Below are 19716 nucleotides of genomic sequence, written 5' to 3' on the forward strand. Positions count from 1 at the left end.
GGTTGTCGAGTGTCCGCGCCTCATCGGCGACGGACTTCGTGATTGACCTCCATCGAGCCGGCTCCATAGGATGACCATCAATGAGGATCGCCGGATGGAGTCGCGCCACACCAGCCGAGGCACCACCGCTGGCAGCACTCTTCCAGCGCGCCGAGGCGGTCGCCCCCGTCGACATGGAGCAGCGCGCCGAGGACGTCCGGAACCGGCTGGCCACTCTCGGTCCGGACGGCGCCGGACGCACCCGAGTTGGCCGCGACGACACCGACACCGTCGTCGCATACGGTGAGGTCGCCGACATGGGAACAGCGGGCGACGTGCTGCGGATTCGCCTGACCAAGGTGTTTCACCCCGACATCGCGGACGACGTCCGCGCGGAGCTGCACCACTGGCTCATCGATCAGGCGAAGCAGCTGCGCGTTGACCGAGGGTCGGCACAGGCCGTCCTCGGTACCCGCTGCGCCGAGAACGACCCAACGGGGCGTGAGCTGCTGATCCGTGACGGCTTCGCGCTGGTCCGGCACGAACGGCACCTCGTCCTGACGGTGCCTGACGCGCCACCGGCTCCCGTGCTGCCGCCCGGTCTGGTGCTGACACCTGTCGACGAGCGCTACGACGAGTTGGCCCGGCTGGCCCACAACGAGGCCTACGCCGACAACCCGGCCGCTGTCCGACCAGACCAGCGCACCTGGCCCCAGCACGCAACCGGGCACCCCCGGTTCCTGCCCGACCTCTCCTGCCTGATGCTCGCCGAGGCCCACCAGGGCGACAACCCGGTGGCCGCCTTCCTCTACGCGCTCGCCCACGGCAGCACGGACACACCGACGGCGATTCTGCACTGTCTGGGCACCCGAGCACCCTGGCGGCGCAGCGGCCTGGCCACCGCGATGATCTCGCGGGTCCTGCACCGTGCACGCGCAGCCGGCATCCGGCAACTACGACTCCAGGTCACCGACAGCAACGACCCAGCCCTGGCGCTCTATCGGAAACTGGGTTTTGTCGAGTCGGGGCGAGGGTTCGCGGTGCTGATGCGGCAGCTCACCCCCGGGGCCGACGAGCAGCCGTAGGAAACGGTCGTCCCCACCAGCAACACCGCTCCTGGGAAGAAGTAGGTGTTGATTCCAATGCCGGCCCAGAACTCGCCCGTGGAGAAAGTGGCGTCAGGAGTAACCACCGGGGAAGATGCCGAGCCCGCAGGCGGACTGTGGCCAGAACGACGGCTGCTTCGATGGCCGACATCGAGATGAGCACCACGTTGAAGATCACGTAGGCCCTCATGTCCCGGGGTTCGACGCCCTGTGCCTACTCCCGCCAGCCGGTCAGTTCCACGCCCTTGGCCAGCTCGACCCGGAAGCCGATGGTGATCTCACCGCTGTCGCCCGGCGCGAGCGACAGCCGCCAGGCCAGCTCTCCCAGCTCCGTACGCTCGGCCGGCGCCGGTGCCAGGTTCGTCTCCCGCACCACCACCGCCTCGTCGCGGGACACCGGTAACTGGTCGCGTACCTCGACCGTCGCCGACCGGGGCGTGTGGTTGGCGACGGTGATCCGGTAGTCCACTTCTCGCCGCCTCGTCGACCCGAGCGCGGCCTTGGTCTCCGAGCGCCGGTGCAGTTTCCGCTCCACCCGCAGCCGGTCGTCGACCCCGAGCCCCAGCTCGATCTCCTCGCCCGGCGCCCACATCGGCAGCCCGGTGGCCGCGACGAAATCGGCGCCGTGGAAAACCGCCGCCGGACCGGGCAGCATCGTGTGATCCGACGTGTTGCGCACCGTGGCACGCAGGTGCGCCTCGGCGGCGCGGACCGGCACGGTCACGTGGTCCAGTCGGGCTGGCAGCTCCAGCACGGCGATGGTGGCTCGGTGCGCGCTGCCGTCGGCCGGCACCGCCGCCGGCCGGGCCGGCCGATAGGTGGCCGCGCTGATGCCGTGCTCGACCTGGGCGACGCTCTCCTGCACACGGGTCCCAGGGGCTGCGAACCGAGCCGCCGCCCCACCCGGCGCCGGTGGCGGCATCCCGACCGGCACGGCCGCCGCCGGCCGAAACCGGTCGAGATACCAGGGCGACAATTCGGGTACGACGCTCGCCGCGGCAGGGCGGGCGGTCGAGAGCTGAAGTTCGCACTCCGGCCAGTCCTCTCCGGTGCTCTGGCTGACCAACCCGAACCAGGTCACGGTCATGGTGTCCGCAACCAGCCGCAGGTCGTAGGAGGGCCGCCAAACCGCACCGTCGACCAGGTAGGTCAGCTCCAGCTCCAACTCGGCGCCGTCGGCCGCCACCGAGACCGTCACCTCGGCGGCCAACCGGTCCGGGGTCCGCTTGCCGCGCGCGGCGTTCAGGTCGCGCTCGACCGCGGCCAACTCCGCGGCCAACTCGGTGCGCCGCCGAGACAGCCCGCGCCGCCGGCCGCGTGACTCGGCGAGCTGACCGGCCACCGAGTCGGTGAAGGCCGCCACGTCGGTCGGCGACGCGTCGCCGGAGGCCAACGCCCGGGCGTACGTGCCACCGGCGCGCTCGGCCAACCGGGCGAGGAACTCCCCGCGCTGTTCCTCGATTCCGTCCGCGTCCTCGACCTCGGCCAACTCGTCGTCCAGCTCGCGGTGTCGCTGCTCGAGGACGACGATCTGCGCGTCGGCACTGCGGGCCTGCCGCCAGGTGGTCAGGTCCACTCCGAGTACCGTCGCCGCGCCCCGGCCGCCGACCCGAATGGAGTCACGCCGCAGGCCGAGTGGGAGTGGCGCGATGCGTACGCGGTGCTCGCCGGCGGTCAGCCGAGGGCTGCCCCGGCGGGTGACCCGGGCCCGGTCCGGGTAGACGGTGACCCCGACGATGGGTGCGTCGATCTCTGTGCCTTCCACGGCGCGAGGGTAGTTCAAGCGTGCCAAGCCAGCAGCAAAGGCCCGCGGCCGCGGATCGCCTGTCCGTTCTCGGGACCTGGGTGACGCCCCAACCGCTCGGGCGTGGCACCGTACGCTGCTCCCCGTGACTCGCAATGACGACGTAGCGGAATTGGCTGAGATATGGGGACCGCCAACCTATTCCGCTCCGGTCCGCGCGGATCGGCTGGCTCAGTTTGCGGGCGTTGTGCCCGATCTACTGCTGGCGTACTGGCGTAGGTACGGATTCGCCGGCTTCGGCAACGGATCGTTCTGGTTGTGTGATCCCGAGGTGTGGCAGCCGGCGGTCGACGCATGGACAAACGGCCTTGCCCTGCCGAGAGAAGAACGCTGGATTGCGGTGAGCCGCAGTGCGTTCGGCGATGTGCAGGTGTGGGGGCAGCAGACGGGCTCGCGGTTGACGATCGCCGCGCAGCACGGGTGGGTGGTCCATACGGACCAGGCAGGCCGCGCGATGTCGGACGATAACCGCGACGACCGGCTCTACGCGCTGTTGATGTGCCAGGACCGCCGCAGTGTCGACCTGTACGGCGCCGACAAGAAGCCGTTGTTCGATCGGATACTCGCACTGCGTGGTCCGGTCGGCCCCGACACCATCTATGGCTTTGTCCCGGCCCTGGGCCTCGGCGGGGCGCTGCGTCCCGACCGGGCAGAGATCGTCGACGGACCCGTCCATCTGGAGTTGCTCGCCGAGCTCTCCGCGCGTCGCATCGTGGACAATGACGAGCTCCTGCACACGTGGATCGGTCAGTGACCGGCTCCGGCGCTGCCGACGACCGGACGGCAGCTGAGCACCACCGAGCAGCGCCGCGCCCGCGCGTGTGCCAGCCAAACAGCCGACAAGGTCGGCGTTGACGGGCTGGCGGCCCGTGCGGGCCACCGACACGGGTCTGAATGGACGCGCCGCGCGCCTCCTGACAAGTGAGCCGACCGATGATGCGGGATGGCCGGCCGATCTGCCGGCCGGCACGACGGACGTGGTCATCGTCGAGGACACTCCTGGCCCGACAGTCACTCTGCGAGTGCAGACCACGGGGGACGCCGCGCCGAAGAGTGCGCGGGTCAGGTTTGACCAGCTGGCTGTACGCGATACGTACGCAGAAGGGTGACTGCGGTGTCAATGGGACTTGTGCAGATCACGGTCGTCGGACTGGCTGTGCTCCTGCGACTGACCGCCTTTGGCTGGTTCGCCATCATCACGATCTTCGTGAGCGCCATATCGCTCGGCACCATACCCGCGATCGTGCTGGGACCGCTGATCTACGCCGGATTCTCCGCGCCACAGTCTGCATGGCCCCTGCTCATCGCGGCCGACGTCCTGCTTCTGGTGTGTGCGTTGACTTTCGAAGACGGCGGCGACAACACGGGCACAACTCCACTGCAGGTGCTCACCGGTAGTCGCCGACTGTCCGGTCGCGCCACGGACAAGGCGTTCCAGGTCTGCGGCAGCGCCTACCTGCTAACCCTGCCGTTACTGGTGATCTGGACAATTGCCGGCTAGACCTGCCTCAGACGTGGGTTCTCCGGGCTGACCGCATCGATGATCATCCAGCAGGTCTCGCTGACCTGCGGGATGAGCACGCCGGGTGACAGCCGAGAGTGCTGGCCGCGCCGAGACGCCAGAGGATTCGATCTTGGCTGGCCGAAGAGGGCTCGGCGCCCTACCGCTCTGATCCGTAACAGGCCCGAAACTACCGGTTGAAAACTCTGGAATTTTCTGCCAGCCTGAGAGCCATCGATGACTGTGAACGTTAACAAGATCCTTCTGTACTGGAGGCGCCGCACGCGACAGTCAGGCCCACCCACCTGCCAGGTGAACACGCCCACCACCTAGACAGACCAACGCCCGTAACGACTTCACGGCGGGCGACCGGCCCCACCGCGACAGCGGCTTTCCACCCCACCACCGGAGGATCAGCATGGTTTCCCGGACCCGTCCCATCAGGCGTACCCGCATACGAACGCTCACATTTTCCGGAACGGCCGCGATAATTTTGGCCCTGGCCGTGTCGATGCTGCCCAATCTCGCCCAGGCCGCCGAGACGACCCTCGGGGCCGCCGCGGCCCAGTCCGGCAGGTACTTCGGCGCCGCCGTCGCCGCGAACAGGCTCAACGACAGCGCCTACACGACGATCCTGAACCGGGAGTTCAACACCGTCACTCCCGAGAACGAAATGAAGATCGACGCGACCGAGCCGCAGCAGAACAACTTCACCTTCGGCAACGCGGACCGGATCGTGAACCACGCCACCTCCCGGGGTTGGAAGGTCCGCGGCCACACCTTGGCCTGGTATTCGCAGCAGCCGGGTTGGATGCAGAGCATGGAGGGCACCGCGCTGCGCAACGCGATGCTGAACCACGTCACCCGAGTGGCCTCCTACTACCGGGGAAAGATCTACTCGTGGGACGTGGTGAACGAGGCGTTCGACGACGGCAACAGCGGCGCCCGTCGCAACTCGAACCTGCAGCGCACCGGCAACGACTGGATCGAGGCGGCGTTCCGCGCCGCCGACGCGGCGGACCCGAACGCGAAGCTCTGCTACAACGACTACAACACCGACAACTGGACCTGGGCCAAGACCCAGGCCGTGTACAACATGGTGCGCGACTTCAAGTCCCGTGGGGTGCCGATCGACTGCGTCGGCTTCCAGTCCCACTTCAACGCCAACTCGCCGTACAACAGCAACTACCGCACCACGCTGTCCAGCTTCGCAGCCCTCGGGGTGGACGTGCAGATCACCGAGTTGGACATCGAGGGCTCCGGCACGACGCAGGCCAACACCTACCGCAGTGTGGTCAACGACTGCCTGGCCGTGGCGCGCTGCAACGGCCTCACCGTGTGGGGGGTGCGGGACTGCGACTCGTGGCGCTCCAGCGGCACTCCGCTGCTCTTCGACTGCAGCGGCAACAAGAAGGCCGCCTACACGGCCACCCTTGAGGCGCTGAACAGCGCAGACCCCAATCCGACCCCCACGCCCACCACCCCGACGCCGACCCCCACCGTCCCACCGGGCTCCGCCAGCGAGATCGTCGGGACGCAATCGGGCCGATGCGTCGACGTGCCCAACGCCTCACGCACCAACGGCACCCGAGTCCAGCTCTACGACTGCAACAAACAGACCAACCAGGCATGGACCTACACCTCGACCAAACAACTCCAGGTGTACGGCACCATGTGCCTCGACGCGGCGGGCACCGGCAACGGCGCCGCAGTCCAGATCTACACCTGCCACAACCAAACCAACCAACAGTGGAACGTCAACTCCAACGGCACCATCAGCAACGTCCAATCCGGACGATGCCTCGACGCCTGGAGCACCACCAACGGAGCCCAGATCCAGCTCTACGACTGCCACGGACAAACCAACCAGCAATTCCGCCGGTAAGGCCAACGGCGGCGGGACCTGGACGATCGACGTCAGCCATGGCGAGCTGCTGCGCGGCAACGCGGATCAGACGATGACTGTCGACGCCTGCAACCTGCAACTGCTCCACCAGGGCGTTCTCCCAGCCCCGGCGGCGACTACGGCCTCCTGCCGTACCGGCCGGGCCTGCTGACGCCGCAACGCTGACGACCGGACAACGCCGGGGCGGGCGGGCTCGGCACCATCGCGAGCCCGCCCGTCTCGCACCCACCCACCACCAGGAGGTACCGACAATGCGCGAACCCGCGAACCACCACCCCCCGCCCGCGGCCAACACCCATGCTGGCCGAGTGTCACCCCGTCCTCGGGGACGCCTGTTGGTCAAGCTCGCCGCGGCCGGGATCGCCGCCGCGGTCGGGTTGTTCACCATCAGCGTGGCGACCGGGTCGGCGTCGGCCGCCGACAACCCGTACCAGCGGGGCCCGGATCCCACCCGGAGCAGCGTCACCGCCGTGAACGGCCCCTTCGCCAACACGTCGGTCAGCGTCCCCACCGGGTACGGCTTCAACGGCGGCAGGATCTACTACCCGACCGACACCAGCCAGGGCACCTTCGGGGCCATCGCGATCTCGCCGGGCTACACCGCGTTGTTCTCCGCGGAGCTGGCCTGGATGGGACCGTGGCTGGCCTCCCACGGCTTCGTCGTGATCGGCATCGAGACCAACAGCCGCAACGACTTCGACACGGCCCGAGGCACCCAGTTGCTCGCCGCCCTGGACTACCTCACCACGCAGAGCCCGGTACGCGACCGGGTCGACCCCAACCGGCTGGCGGTCGCCGGTCACTCCATGGGCGGCGGTGGCGCCCTGAGCGCAGCCACCCGGCGCTCGTCGTTGAAGGCAGTGGTCGGCATCGCGCCGTACTCGCCGTCGTCGAACCTGGCCAACGACCGGGTGCCCACGATGATCTTCGCCGGACAGGCGGACACGGTGGTCACCCCGTCCTACGCCACCGGGCTGTACAACAGCCTCCCGGCCACGACGGAGAGCGTCTACCTGGAGGTCGCCGGTGCGGATCATGGGTTCATGGTCGGACGGTCGAACCCGGTGATGGTCCGGACCATGCTGCCGTTCGTCAAGATGTTCATCGACAACGACACCCGGTACAGCCAGTTCCTCTGCCCGCTGCTGGACTCCAGTGGCGTGGTCACCTCGCGCAGCACCTGCCCGTTGCTGCCCACGACGCCGACCACCCCGACGCCGACCCCCACCGATCCGCCGACCGTCCCGCCGGGCTCCGCCAGCGAGATCGTCGGGACGCAATCGGGCCGATGCGTCGACGTGCCCAACGCCTCACGCACCAACGGCACCCGAGTCCAGCTCTACGGGTGCAACAAACAGACCAACCAGGCATGGACCTACACCTCAACCAAACAACTCCAGGTGTACGGCACCATGTGCCTCGACGCGGCGGGCACCGGCAACGGCGCCGCAGTCCAGATCTACACCTGCCACAACCAAACCAACCAACAGTGGAACGTCAACTCCAACGGCACCATCAGCAACGTCCAATCCGGACGATGCCTCGACGCCTGGAGCACCGCCAACGGAGCCCAGATCCAGCTCTACGACTGCCACGGACAAACCAACCAGCAATTCCGGGTGACCTCTCTCGCACGATGATCACCGCCGACTCCAAGCACAGACTGTTCGAGGACCTGCGGGTCTACCAGCCGCGGTGCGAGTTCCGGAACACCTGAGACGGGCGGGCTCGGCGTCACGCCGGGTCCGCCCGTGTCACAGGGCCTCGTAGATCTGGTCGAGGAGCGCTTTCTTGTACGTCTCGGGCTTACCCGCCCGGATCGCGACACGGGTGATTGGCATTGCTCTCCCTCTCTGCCGCACGACCTGGCGCCACCGGGTCAGCGCTCCACGTCGGGAGATCCAGGAGCTGGTGGGTGGTTTCTTCGGCGGCCTCCCCCGGGATGACGTGCCGACCGGGCCCGGCTCGCCGCGTACGTCGTCGGCCCACTCCCGCCGGATCGCGAGCTGGTCGTCGTGGCTTCGCGACCTGGCCGCGTTGGCTCCAGATTAACCAGGGCAGGTCGGGATTTTCGGATAACCGCACGTTCCCGCGCACTGCGGCACGGCAGACACGGCACCCTGTTGATCTCGCTGCTGGCGTGCTGTCGGCGGCGTGCCGGCGTCTAGGCTTCCTGGGTGGCCGATGCCGAGCTGATGACGAACGAGGAGCGGCTGCGTCGTATCGGGGCGATCACCGATGCCGCCCTGTCGGGGCTGAACGTCGCCGAGTTGCTCGACGAGCTACTGGAACGGGTCCGGGATCTGCTCAAGGTCGATACCGCCACCATCCTGCTCCTGGACGAACACACCGGCGAGCTCGTCGCGACAGCGGCCAAGGGCTTGGAGGAGGAGGTACGCCGAGGTTTCCGCATCCGGATCGGACGCGGCTTCGCCGGGCGAGTGGCGGCGACACGAGCGCCGGTCACGATCTACGACGTCACGCCCGACGACGTGGTCAATCCCATCCTGCTCGCCACAGGCATACGTGCCCTGCTGGGTGTGCCCATGCTCGTCAACGGCAACCTCGTCGGCGTACTACACGTCGGCTCCCTGGCCCTGCGGCGGTTCGGTCCCGACGACGTGCAGCTGCTGCAGCTCGTCGCCGATCGTGCCAGCCTCGCGGGTCAGGCCCGCTTGCAGGTCCTCGATCGGCAGGCGGCGCTGGCCCTGCAGCACAGCCTGCTACCCGGCCGGCTACCCGACATCCCCGGCCTCGACCTGGCCGCCCGGTACATACCCGGCCACGACCTGGGCATCGGCGGCGACTGGTACGACGTCTTCACGTTGCCCTCGGGCTGGCTGGGCGCCGTCATCGGCGACGTCTCCGGCCACGGGCTGCCATCCGCGGTCGTCATGGGACGCATCCGCAGCGCGCTACGCGCCTACGCCCTCGATTCCGACGATCCCGCCCAGGCGCTGACCTCCCTCGACCGCAAGATCCACCACTTCGAAGCGGGCACCCTCACCACCGCCGTCTACGCCCTCATCGCACCCGACCGCAGGACGGTGTACCTCTCCTCCGCCGGCCATCTGCCACCGCTGCTGGCCGTCCCCGGCCAGCCCACCCAGCTCGTCGACCTGACTGTGGACCGGCCGCTCGGTGTGGGCCGACCATTGGCCACTCGCCGCACCACAGTCATGGACCTACCGCCGGGTGCGGCACTCGTCTTCTACACCGACGGACTTGTCGAACGCCGCAGCGAGCTGATCGACACGGGGATCGAGCGCCTCGCCGACGCCGTGCGGTCCGGGCCATCCGAGGCGTTGTGCGACCACATCATGGCCACCACCGCGGAGCAGCACCCCAACGACGACATCGCCCTGCTGGTCATCCGCCGCCGACCAGCCCCGGAATAGACCGCTCCGGCGGCATCGGCGCCTCCGACGGCACATCAGGCGGCAGGGGAAGCGCCCGCCGCCAGGCGGCGGCCCGCCCCTGAACACCCCGGCCAAGATCGTCTCTGCGATCGGTGGCCCCTGAGCACCGCCTGCCAGCCGGCCTCGTCTGGGCGCGGTCGCGCACGCCGCACCGCCGGCCGGCGTGATCACGCGCGTCGCGAAGTGCGCGAACGCCGAACCTGCCGTCGCTGCTCGCACGAATGGGATCGTTGCTGGGTGACGAAGTCGCTCGACCTGCATCTGGAGTTCGATCGGGGTGCGGGTTTCCCGGGTCGCTCGCTGGAGAGCGCGTTACGGGAGAGCATTCGGACCGGCCGGCTGCGGGCCGGGTCGCGTCTACCCGGGAGCCGGAGCCTGGCCGCCGACCTGGGCCTGGCCCGAGGCACGGTGGTGCAGGCGTACGCGCAGCTGGTGGCGGAAGGGTGGCTGGTGGCGGCACCCGGCTCGGGCACCCGGGTCGCGGACGTGCTCCACGATCCGCCCCGCTCGCACAGGCAACCACGGCCGTCGCCCCCGGCCGGGCCGGTGATCGAGTTGCGTCCGGGGATTCCCGATCTCGGTTCGTTCCCGCGGACCCCGTGGGCCGACAGCGTCCGCCGGGCGCTGGGAACGGCTTCGCGTGGCACGCTGGACTACCCCGAGCCGGCAGGGCTGCCTGGCTTGCGGACGGCGGTGGCCGGTTATCTCGCGCGCACTCGTGGAGTTCTCTGTGACCCGGACTCGGTGGTGATCACGGCGGGCTTCACCCAGGGGCTCTCCCTGCTGGCGCGGACGCTGCGCCGGCGCGGCGTCCGCGCCATCGCCACCGAGAACCCCGGTCTGGCCCATCACCGCGTGGTGCTGCGCGCCGCGGGCCTGGCGGTCACCCCGCTCACGGTCGGCGCGGGCGGGGCCGACCCGGACGACGCGGCGGGTCAGGCCGCGCTGCTCACCCCGGCGCACCAGCATCCGACCGGAGAGGTTCTCGCCCCAGGCCACCGCTACCAGTTCATCGCCTGGGCACGGGCGCAGGACGCGTTCCTGATCGAGGACGACTACGACGGCGAGTTCCGCTACGACCAGCGGCCGGTGGGCGCGATGCAGGCGCTGGCGCCAGAGCGGATCGTGTACGCCGGCAGCACGAGCAAGTCGCTGGCGCCGGGCGTACGCCTGGGCTGGTTCGTCGTACCCGAGGCACTGCGACGCGACCTGAGCACGACGATCATGGAGGCCGGCGCGGCGGTCTCCGCGATCGACCAGCTCGCCATGGCCGACCTGCTCGCCCACGGCGACTACGACAGGCACATCCGCCGCATGCGCCTGACCTACCGGCGTCGCCGGACCGAACTGGCCGGCCGCCTGGCCGAGGTGACTCCGACCCCACTGGAAGGCGTCGCGGCCGGCATGCACGCGCTGCTGCCGCTGGCGTCCGTGGCGGAGGAGCGCTGGCTGATCCAGGCCGGGCGCCGCCGAGGGCTGCGCCTGGTCGGCCTGCACAGCAACGGCTACTGGCACGATCCGGCGGACGAGCGGCAGGCGGCGGCTCTGGTCCTCGGGTACGCGGCGCCGCCGGCTCATGCCTGGCAGGAGGCACTGTCCGGGCTCTGCCAACTGGTCCACCAGGCCGGTCGCCAACTGGTCCATCCTGCTGGTCCGGTCGGGGATACGTTCGATCCATGCCGACCATGAAGATGTCACTCCACGACCGGTCCGCCAACAACCCGCCCGATCGGGTGAGCACATTCCTGGTTGGCACGGCGTGCGCGCCCGAGCGGGAAATGCTGGTGCTGGTGAGCCCCGAGGGGCTCGAACAGGGTTTTGACCGCCGCTCATCCCGGCCGAACTGAGGGAGCACAGTCATGCGTATCCTTCTCGCCGGTTCGACAGGCGTCATTGGCCGCCGGCTGGAGCCGCTCCTGACCGCCCAGGGGCATGAGGTCATCGGGTTGGCCCGCAACGGCCCGGTCGCCGTCGACGTGCTCGACGGGGACGCGGTGGCAGCCGCCGTTCGCGACGCCCGGCCTGACGTGGTGATGCACCAACTGACCAACCTGAGCACGGGCGACTTCGCCGCCAATTCGCGGCTGCGTCGGGTCGGGACCCGCAACCTGGTCGACGCGGCGCTCGCCGCCGGGGTACGCCGGATCGTGGCACAGAGCATCGCCTGGGCGTACGCGTCGGGCGACGAACCCGCGACCGAGAAGACCCCGCTCGACCTCGGTGCGGCAGAGCCGCGGCAGACCACCGTCGGGGGCGTCGCCGCGCTCGAATCCGCCGTGCGGGAGGCGCCCGAGTGGGTGGTGCTGAGGTACGGCACCCTCTACGGCCCGGCCACCTGGTACGCCCGCGACGGCATGATGGCCCAGTTCGCCGCCGCCGGCAGAGTCGCCGCCGACGCGGACGTGAGTAGCCTGCTGCACATCGACGACGCCGTCGCCGCCGCGGTCGCCGCTCTGGAGTGGCCTCCCGGCGTCGTCAACGTCTGCGACGACGAGCCCGCCGCCGCGTCGCAGTGGGTGCCCGCGTTCTGCGCGGCGGCAGGTGTCGCGGCGCCAGCGGTGACCGGGGGCGAGCGGCATGGCTGGGCGCGGGGAGCGAGCAACCACCACGCCCGCACGCAGCTCGGCTGGATCCCGACCTATCCCACCTGGCGGAAGGGATTCGCCACCCTGTGAGCGTTCGCAGCTCATGCGACTCGGGCCCGCCCTCGTCACTCTCACAGATCCGTCAGAGCCCGGTCGGTGGGCCGCCCGGAAGAGGCCCCGAGTCGGTCGGCTGGCGAAGGCGCTCGATCAACTCGTGGGCCGTTTCGGCGTACCGCTGGTCCGATCCGCAGGGGCGGTGTCCCTGGATCGGTGGCGGGACGCTGTCGCCGGGCGGCGCCACCACATCGACCGGATCTCGTAGCCGGCGGTCCACAGGTGCCGGGCGGCCGACGGTGACCGGCGCGCCCGTCCGGTGGGCGGAGAATATCCAGCCGCCGATCGAGTCGGTGTCGCGCCACAGGTTCACCCACCGCCACCCGACCCGATCGCCGATCTCGTACAGCACCTCGTCGTCGACGAAGGCGGGAAACAGCCGCGCGTAGAGCCGGCTCAGTGGTGAGCCGTGCGTCAGGAGAGCGACTCGGCTGCTGACCTGGGGCGGTAACTGAAGCACTGTCGCGGCGGCCAGGACCGAACCGTGGCTGTGGGCGGTGAGCAGCACGGGGTTGCCGCGTCCGACCAGGTACATGATTCGTCGGGTCAGCTCCGGCACGGCTCGTTCGGCGTAGCAGGGTGGGGCGAACGGATGGGCGGCCCGGGGCCAGAACGTGCCCAGGTCCCACAGGACACCGACGTGGCGCCTGAATTCGACTGTCCGGTAGGCGAAGATTCCGCCGACGGCCAGACCGAGGATGATCGCGGCGATCCCCCAGCTCCCGAACGCGATGGAGAAGGTGATCAGGTCACCGGGCAGCCGCGCGTACCGCTGCACGGATTCGCTCGGGAGCAGATCCAGCAGACCGACGGTGGTGGTGGCCGTGCCGATCCCGGCCAGGCAGGCGTAGACCACGGCCAGTGGGATCAGTCTCTCCGTGAAGCGGGCCCTGGCTATCGCCTCGCGCACCTGCCGCAGTCGGGTCGCTGCTCCGGGCGGGCGATCCGGGTAGTCGCACGCCACGATCGCCGCCGCGGCACGGCGACGGCGGCGTCGGGAGATCAGAATGACCGGAACCGCCACCACCAGCGTGAACAGCACTGCCCGGAAGAAGCCGAAGATCGCCCAGGTCAGCGCCGGCGGCAGACCGGAGGCCAGGCCCTCTCCGGTCGGTGCGTCGCGGTCCAGGAAGTCCGCCACCCGGTAGACCAGCTCGGCGGACACCGCCACCGCCAGACTGACCGCGCTGGCCGCGATCACCAACGCGCCCAGCCCGAGCAGCGGAATGGCACCCCGCCGCCGGTCCCGGGCCCGGAGCAACACAGCTCCGAGGGCGATCAGCAGGGTCGTCTGGGCAACGAACAGCGAGGTGAGGATCGCGCCGTAGCCGGGTAGACCGCCCCCCTCGTGCCACGGCGCTGGGCTGGCCAGGACGTGGGCCGTCACCACGATGGTCAGGACGACGGCGACCGTCCGCACCGTGCGGGTGATTCGGTCCAGTCGCTGATCCAGGGCGGCCCGGTCGATCACCGGGGGCATGCAGAGCAGGACCGCGCAGGTGGCCAGCACCGCCCCGGTGGCCACGGCCAGCGCGATCGTGCCGGCCGAGGCGCCGGTTTCGGCTCGGGCGGCGAGCAGAACGACGTCCAGTGTCGCGAACGCCGCCGCGACGTGAATCGAGCGCAGCCGACCCACGAGTGGCCCGGCGTCCCACTGACCGATCTCGCTGAGTCGGTGCCCGGAGACCTCGTCCGCGGGAGCGCGGAAGGCGTCGAAGACCTTCCCTGGTCGCGCGCTGGCCCGCCAGAGCAGGCCGATGGCGGCGGCCGGAACCACCGCGAGCACCGCCAGGCGCAGGCCCACCGGTTGCCCACCCAACCAGGACAACCAGATGCGCCCGGCCAGGCAGTGTGACGAGCCCATGCACTTCCACGCGATCAGGTCCAGCGTCACGCCCGCGAAGGCCAACACGTACAGCACGGTGAGAGTGAGCGCCAGCAGCCGGCACAGGGACCTGACCGTCGCATCGGAGCCGGGGTTCGCCGGTCGCATCCAGATCGCCAGGTTGGCCAGCATGAACGGCAGGAGGAACACCAGCGACAGCGTGCGGACCACAGTTCCGGAGGGCAGGTCGGCCCAGCGGTACGCCTCCAGCGTCACCCGTTCACCGCTGCTGCACGAACAGTGGCGGCGGGGTCGGTAGAAGCCCCCACTGCGGTCGCCCGCGACCTGCTCGACCTCTGCCATGTCCAGGACCTGAGAGGCGCTCGCACTGGCAGCCCCATGGACCCGCAGCTCCACCACGTCATCGGAGATCCGCCGTCCGCGTGACCGCGCTGATGCACCCGACATCGGCTCCTCCGAAGCACCTCCGGTGGCCAAACCGGGTGAGCACAGCCCTTCGCCACTCGCGGCGGTGTACCCCGCCCGACCGAGACCAACCGTTGACCCTTCGGGTTGACCGGCTTGGCACCAGCCCCGGGTCTCAGCCGCGATGAACCTCGAGCAGCCGCAGCCACACCTCACTGATCGTCGGGAACGAGGGCACCGCGTGCCACGGCCGTTCGATCGGGACCTGGGCGGCGACCGCTATCGTCGCCGGCGGTGGCCTGATGCGGCCCCACGCGGTGGTGTCCAGCGGGCGGTCCGCCGCCCGGGCGGCGAGCACGTTGCCGACGACCCGGGCCTGGTACTTGCCCGCATGGGTGAGCAGCGCCCGGCGGTTGACATCGCCGATCGCGTACAACCAGTCACCGTCGATCTCCCGGACGGTGCACGAGTCGTCGACGTCCGGCCACGAGCCAGGAAGCAGGCCGCTCCGCCGCCGACCACGGCCAGGCGACGCGGCACCGTGTGGCTGTCGGTGGCTGACCGGTTCGTCCAGGGCCGCGCCTCGGCGATACCGGGGATGTCGGTCATCCGGCGGCCGGCGGCCCCGACCGGCGGCCGAGCTGTCACACCGCCCGGGTCAACCGCAGCAACCGCCACACGGTCCGCAGCGACACGTTCGGATAGAAACCGACGTACTCGGGCGTCACCCGCGGCTGCCACTTCTCCTTGAACTCGGCCTGGCTGCGGGCCGGGTAGATCCAGTCCCCGTGCTCGGCGATGAACCCGATCAGACGGTCGGTGCCCCGGTGGCTGCCGGAGACCGGCTGATGCAGGGCCGACAGCGCCCGGAAGGGCGTGAGGCCCAGGTGCAACCACCGCACGCCCTCGGCCTGGAAGCGTTGCAACGCGACGACGAACGCCAGATCGACCGCGCCCGGCGGCGCGTCGGGTTCGCGGCGGGTGATGTCGTACAGCCATCCGCCTTCCCGGCCGAACGCCGGGGAATACGACACATACGCCACCGGCTCACCGTCGGACAACGCGAGGAACAGCCGTCGCACCCGGTCGTCCTGGCGGCTGCGCTCACCAACCAGGAACTCGATCTGCTTGACGTGCCGACCCTTGTCGGCCAGCCAACGGGCATCCATGGCGTCGAGTTTCGCCGCGAGCCGAGCGTCGTACGGCACGTCCCGGCCGGCCTCCACGACTGTGACTCCGGCCCGTCGGGAGCGGGCCAACTTGTTGCGGACCTTCTCGAACTTCCGCCCGCTCAGGCGGAAACCATCCAGGTCGATCGAGTACGCGGCGCCGAGTTGACTGAGCTGGTAACCGAACTCGGCGTACAGGTCGAGGTCGTCCGGGGTGAGCTGGATCGCGCAGAGCCGCCGGCCCTCCTGCCGGGCCCAGCCATGGAAGGCGCCGAGCAGCCGCTTACAGTCGTCCGGGTCCGCGTAGACGCTCCCCAACTGCACGGCGTGACGGCGGCCGGCCGGCCGGTACGCGATGAACCCGTCGAGGCCGGGCACGGTGAAGTGCCGCGTGTCCTTGTTCAACGCCAGCGCGGCGCTGGAATGCTGCGCGTGCCGACGCAGGACGGCCAGAGCGCTCATTGGTTCCACAGCAGCGGCCTCCACCTCATCAGGGAGCGGACGGAGCGTGGCGAGTCGCCGCCCGCCGGCGCGCCCACGCGAGCTGGACAAGGTCGACGGCCTCGCGTCCGACGACCGAGGCGGGTTCGCCGCTGGTCACCCGCTGGGCGACGGCACCCACCAGCCGGGGCAGGGTGAGCAGCCGGTCGGCGTCGAGCCGGTCGCCCATCACGTCGTCGAGCCGGCCCACCGCCCGGGAGTCGCGCTGGATCCCGGCGAGGACCGCGCGCTCCATCGCGGTGACCGCACCACCACGGCCGATGTCCTGGCCGTACCAGTAGTTCGCCAGCTCGGTCCTGTCCCGGTCGCGGGCCCACCGGGCCAGACCCGACGACAGCGCCGCCGGCTGTCCCCAGTGTGCCGTGAGCACCGCCGCGAGTCCGCGGGCGCTGCGCAGCGCGTCGTTGATCCCGTGGCCCAGGGTCGCGTCCTTGGCGTGCCCCGCGTCGCCCACCAGAGCCCAGCCCGGCCCGAACGGCTGCCGGAAGAAGCAGGGGTAGCGCACCACGCGGTTGAGGTTCCCGACCGGCCGGGCGGCAGCGGCCAGCTCGGCCACCGCCGGGCTGACCGACTCCACGTGGCGCAGGAACCCGGCCACGTCACGGCCGGCCAGCTCGCCCTGCAACTGCTCGGGAGGCTGCGCGATGAGCACGAAGTCCTCGGGCCCGGTCGGCAGGATCGAGACGATGTGCACCCCGATGCGGTGCCACAGCAGCGCCGGCGGGATCCGGACACCTGTGAAGTATCGCCAGAGCAGGGCCCGTTCGCTGCGCGTGGTGAGGTACTGCCGAGCGCCCACCCAGCGGGCCACCGACGAGTTGCGGCCGTCCGCGCCGATCACCAGCTGCGCCGACACGTCCCGGACCGATCCGTCGGCGTGCTGCACGGTCACGCCGCTCACCGTGCCGTCGGAACCGCGCCGCAGACCGACCACGGCGGTGCCGGTGGAGGTCTTGGCACCGGCGGCGGCCGCCCGGTCCAGCAGGACCTGATCGAGAACCTCCCGCTGCGGACACAAACCGGGGTTGTCGGGGTGGCGGAAGTGCAACTCCACGTCGTCCAGTCGAACCCACACGTCGTGCAGCGGCGGTACGCCGAGCGCGACGACCGTGTCGTACACGCCCTCGATCCGCAGGTCCTCGGTGCCGTGCAGGATGTGCGTGGACAGGGTCGGCGTCGGCAGGTCACCGCGGTCGAAGAGCGCCACCGACAGGCCGGCCGCGGCGAGCCGGGCAGCCAGCGCCGAGCCGGCCACCCTGGCCCCGACGATCACGATGTCGACCTGCTGCTCCACCGGGCGGCTCCCGGCCACCGCCGCGGCGGTCGCCGGTGCCACCGGCGGATCTGTCGCCGCAGCCGCCGGCGGAACTGTCGCCGCAGCCGCCGGCGGAACTGTCGCCGCAGCCGCCGGCGGCGGGGCCGCCGGGGTGACCGGCGTCGGCTCGGCCGGCACGGCGGGAAGCGCGAGGGCGGGTGGGGTCGACCGCGCCGACCGGCGGGCAGGGGCGAGCCTGTCGACCGCGTCCAGCCCGCGCAGGTACCCGGCCAACAACAGGTTGCCGACCCGGCCCGTCGGCATCAGGCTCGCGGTGCCGCGCATCCAGGGCAGGTCCGGCATCGGCGCCGGCCGGTCGGCCGCCACCGGGCCCGAGCCACCGACGACCTCGGCCAGCCGGGGAGCGAGCAGCTCGGCCGTCAACGCGGAGAGGGCCAGGCCGTGCCCACACCAGGCGCCGGCGAACCACACGCCCGCCTGGCCCGGCACCGGGCCGACGATGGGCAGTCGGTCGAAGGTCGATGCCGTGACCCCGGACCAGAAATCGGTCACCGGCACGTCCGCCAACGCCGGAAAGGTCTCGGCGAGTTCGCGTACCAGCCGGGCCCGCACCGCGGCCACGCCGCGCTCGTCGACGCGAGGCTCCAGCAGGGCGGGACCACCGCCGAACAGCAACCGGCCACGCGCGGTCAACCGTAGGTAGTTGAAGAACGAACGGCTGTCGATGGCGGCGCCGCGACCGTCCCAACCGCTCTCGGCGAGCAGGTGCGGTGGCACCGGTTCGGTGCGCAGGACATGGGTACGGATCACCGCGACGTTCCGGGTGAACAGGCCCAGCCCGGTGGTGAAGCCGTCCGTGGTCAGGGCCACGCGCCGGGCGCGTACCCGGTGCCCACCGGCGGTCAGGGTGACCGGGGCACCGCCGGTGAGTCCGGTGACCGGCGTGTTCTCGGCGATGCGCACCCCGGCCGCGAGCAGCGCCGCCCGCAGTGACTGGACCAGCAGCCATGGGTTGATCAGCGAGATGTCGGGATAGCACAGCGCGCCGTGGTAGCGGGTGGTGCCCAGCCGTTCGGCGGTGCCGTCGCGGTCGAGATAGGAGGCGTCGAAGCCGAGATCGCGCAGGGTCTGCGCCTGCCGCCGCAGTGAGCCGGTGTGCGCCGGTGCCGACGCGGCCACGAGTTGGAAGCCGTCGGTCAGCTCACAGCCGTCGGGCAGTGCCCGGGCCAGCCGCCGCAGCGCGGCGATCCCGTCGAGCGTGGCGCCGAACATGGCCCGGGCCCGGTCGGGCCCGTACCGCTTGACAAGTGTGGTGATCGGGCCACCGACCCCGGGGCCGACGATGCCCGTGCTGTGCCCGCTGGCGCCGGAACCGACCTCGGTGGCCTCCAGGACCAGGATGTCGCTCCCGGGCAGGTGGTTCGTCAGCTGGTACGCCAGTGTCAGCCCGGCCAGACCGCCACCGACGATCGCGACTGTCGCCTCGTCGTCGCCGGCCAGCGCGGGTTGTCGCGCGGCCCGTGGGTCGTCGCGCTGCCAACCGCTCGCCGCGGAGCCCGACCCGCTCATCAGACCACCGAGGTGGGTCTCGGCGTGGTCGCGGCCGTGGCAGTCGGACCGCCGGATGGCGAGTCGGCGGCTCGCCCGGCCGGCCCCGCCGACGGACGGCCAGCCACCTCCCGCAGCAGCGCGTCGAAGGCCGGCAGACGCTTCGGCTCGAACGGTACGCCGAAGGGCTTGAGCTGGTTGCCGAAGAGCGAGCGGTCACCGAACAGGTGGATCGGCACGGCCAACAGCGCCCACTCGGGGCCGATCAACCAGGCCCACAGCGCCACCACGAGCCCGGCGCTGAGCAGGCTGTGCATGCTGTTGTAGAGAACGTAGTACGCCTTCGGAATCTGCCCGTCGGGGCTGCGCCGGTAGGCGATGGCGCCGGGGACGTACCCGATCAGGTCGATGTAGAGGAACAGCCCGATTGCCGGGAGCCAGCGGACGTCGTCCCAGTGCGCGAGCAACAGTCCGCTCGCCAGCGCAAGCCCGGCCAGGTACTCCGCACGGTGCAGTCGGGCGATCGTCGGCGTGTCGAACGTGTTCTGCTGATCCAT

Annotated in this window: 16 protein-coding genes and 1 pseudogene; 11 read left to right on the forward strand and 6 right to left on the reverse strand. The window is 70.5% G+C overall.

Annotation, left to right across the window (positions count from 1 at the left end; genetic code table 11):
• Window positions 1-80 precede the first annotated feature (80 nt).
• A complete protein-coding gene (locus ACLQ3B_RS24320; RefSeq protein WP_425783012.1) occupies window positions 81-1064 on the forward strand; it encodes a GNAT family N-acetyltransferase in 984 nt (327 codons plus the stop codon).
• 235 nt (window positions 1065-1299) lie between these two features.
• Here the strand turns inward: ACLQ3B_RS24320 and ACLQ3B_RS24325 are convergent, their stop codons facing one another.
• Window positions 1300-2850, reverse strand: coding sequence for a mucoidy inhibitor MuiA family protein (locus tag ACLQ3B_RS24325; RefSeq protein WP_425783013.1), 1551 nt, complete (start codon window positions 2848-2850; stop codon window positions 1300-1302).
• Window positions 2851-2974: 124 nt separating this feature from the next.
• On the opposite strand from ACLQ3B_RS24325, the gene ACLQ3B_RS24330 reads away from it, so the two are divergent.
• The 10 genes and pseudogenes from ACLQ3B_RS24330 (at window position 2975) to ACLQ3B_RS24375 (ending at window position 12390) form a co-directional block, all read left to right on the forward strand.
• A complete protein-coding gene (locus ACLQ3B_RS24330; protein WP_425783014.1) occupies window positions 2975-3643 on the forward strand; it encodes a GAD-like domain-containing protein in 669 nt (222 codons plus the stop codon).
• 115 nt (window positions 3644-3758) lie between these two features.
• Window positions 3759-3998 carry a DUF7161 family protein gene (locus ACLQ3B_RS24335; RefSeq protein WP_425783015.1) on the forward strand — a complete coding sequence of 80 codons (240 nt, stop codon included), beginning with the start codon at window positions 3759-3761 and terminating at the stop codon, window positions 3996-3998.
• A gap of 5 nt (window positions 3999-4003) precedes the next feature.
• Window positions 4004-4390, forward strand: coding sequence for a hypothetical protein (locus ACLQ3B_RS24340; RefSeq protein ID WP_425783016.1), 387 nt, complete (start codon window positions 4004-4006; stop codon window positions 4388-4390).
• 511 nt (window positions 4391-4901) lie between these two features.
• Complete coding sequence (locus ACLQ3B_RS24345; protein WP_425783177.1) at window positions 4902-6275, forward strand: endo-1,4-beta-xylanase; 1374 nt, start codon at window positions 4902-4904, stop codon at window positions 6273-6275.
• A pseudogene (locus ACLQ3B_RS24350) lies at window positions 6268-6461 on the forward strand (non-reducing end alpha-L-arabinofuranosidase family hydrolase); the annotation flags it as partial. The gene ACLQ3B_RS24345 and the pseudogene ACLQ3B_RS24350, both read left to right, overlap by 8 nt.
• A gap of 143 nt (window positions 6462-6604) precedes the next feature.
• Window positions 6605-7936 (forward strand): ricin-type beta-trefoil lectin domain protein, encoded by a 1332-nt coding sequence (locus ACLQ3B_RS24355; protein ID WP_425783017.1) that lies wholly within the window; start codon window positions 6605-6607, stop codon window positions 7934-7936.
• 537 nt (window positions 7937-8473) lie between these two features.
• Window positions 8474-9694 carry a PP2C family protein-serine/threonine phosphatase gene (locus tag ACLQ3B_RS24360; protein WP_425783018.1) on the forward strand — a complete coding sequence of 407 codons (1221 nt, stop codon included), beginning with the start codon at window positions 8474-8476 and terminating at the stop codon, window positions 9692-9694.
• A 258-nt stretch (window positions 9695-9952) separates the two neighbouring features.
• Window positions 9953-11404 (forward strand): PLP-dependent aminotransferase family protein, encoded by a 1452-nt coding sequence (locus tag ACLQ3B_RS24365; RefSeq protein ID WP_425783019.1) that lies wholly within the window; start codon window positions 9953-9955, stop codon window positions 11402-11404.
• A complete protein-coding gene (locus ACLQ3B_RS24370) occupies window positions 11392-11562 on the forward strand; it encodes a hypothetical protein (RefSeq protein WP_425783020.1) in 171 nt (56 codons plus the stop codon). The genes ACLQ3B_RS24365 and ACLQ3B_RS24370 overlap by 13 nt, the downstream gene beginning before the upstream one ends.
• Before the next feature lie 12 nt (window positions 11563-11574).
• Window positions 11575-12390 (forward strand): NAD-dependent epimerase/dehydratase family protein, encoded by an 816-nt coding sequence (locus ACLQ3B_RS24375; protein WP_425783021.1) that lies wholly within the window; start codon window positions 11575-11577, stop codon window positions 12388-12390.
• A gap of 52 nt (window positions 12391-12442) precedes the next feature.
• On the opposite strand, the gene ACLQ3B_RS24380 is transcribed toward ACLQ3B_RS24375, so the two are convergent.
• The 5 genes from ACLQ3B_RS24380 to ACLQ3B_RS24400 form a co-directional block, all read right to left on the reverse strand.
• Window positions 12443-14602, reverse strand: a complete 2160-nt coding sequence (locus ACLQ3B_RS24380) for a hypothetical protein (RefSeq protein WP_425783022.1) — start codon at window positions 14600-14602, stop codon at window positions 12443-12445.
• A 238-nt stretch (window positions 14603-14840) separates the two neighbouring features.
• Window positions 14841-15101, reverse strand: a complete 261-nt coding sequence (locus tag ACLQ3B_RS24385) for a hypothetical protein (RefSeq protein WP_425783023.1) — start codon at window positions 15099-15101, stop codon at window positions 14841-14843.
• A gap of 208 nt (window positions 15102-15309) precedes the next feature.
• On the reverse strand, window positions 15310-16296 hold the full coding sequence (locus tag ACLQ3B_RS24390; RefSeq protein ID WP_425783024.1) for a bifunctional lysylphosphatidylglycerol flippase/synthetase MprF: 987 nt from the start codon (window positions 16294-16296) through the stop codon (window positions 15310-15312).
• Window positions 16297-16324: 28 nt separating this feature from the next.
• The gene (locus ACLQ3B_RS24395; protein WP_425783025.1) at window positions 16325-19180 is read right to left on the reverse strand and encodes an FAD-dependent oxidoreductase; all 2856 of its coding nucleotides are present in this window, start codon (window positions 19178-19180) and stop codon (window positions 16325-16327) included.
• Window positions 19180-19716 (reverse strand): hypothetical protein, encoded by a 537-nt coding sequence (locus ACLQ3B_RS24400; protein ID WP_425783026.1) that lies wholly within the window; start codon window positions 19714-19716, stop codon window positions 19180-19182. Before ACLQ3B_RS24400 ends, ACLQ3B_RS24395 begins: the two co-directional genes overlap by 1 nt.

This window comes from Micromonospora sp. DT53, from assembly GCF_049841535.1.
GTDB lineage: Bacteria > Actinomycetota > Actinomycetes > Mycobacteriales > Micromonosporaceae > Micromonospora.

Coding starts and splice junctions, on each gene's coding strand:
- ACLQ3B_RS24395 (WP_425783025.1), bottom strand. CDS start 19,180: ATGAGCGGGTCGGGCTCCGCGGCGAGCGGTTGGCAGCGCGACGACCCA.
- ACLQ3B_RS24345 (WP_425783177.1), top strand. CDS start 4,902: ATGCTGCCCAATCTCGCCCAGGCCGCCGAGACGACCCTCGGGGCCGCC.
- ACLQ3B_RS24380 (WP_425783022.1), bottom strand. CDS start 14,602: ATGGCAGAGGTCGAGCAGGTCGCGGGCGACCGCAGTGGGGGCTTCTAC.
- ACLQ3B_RS24390 (WP_425783024.1), bottom strand. CDS start 16,296: ATGAGCGCTCTGGCCGTCCTGCGTCGGCACGCGCAGCATTCCAGCGCC.
- ACLQ3B_RS24320 (WP_425783012.1), top strand. CDS start 81: ATGAGGATCGCCGGATGGAGTCGCGCCACACCAGCCGAGGCACCACCG.
- ACLQ3B_RS24400 (WP_425783026.1), bottom strand. CDS start 19,716: ATGGATCAGCAGAACACGTTCGACACGCCGACGATCGCCCGACTGCAC.
- ACLQ3B_RS24370 (WP_425783020.1), top strand. CDS start 11,392: ATGCCGACCATGAAGATGTCACTCCACGACCGGTCCGCCAACAACCCG.
- ACLQ3B_RS24375 (WP_425783021.1), top strand. CDS start 11,575: ATGCGTATCCTTCTCGCCGGTTCGACAGGCGTCATTGGCCGCCGGCTG.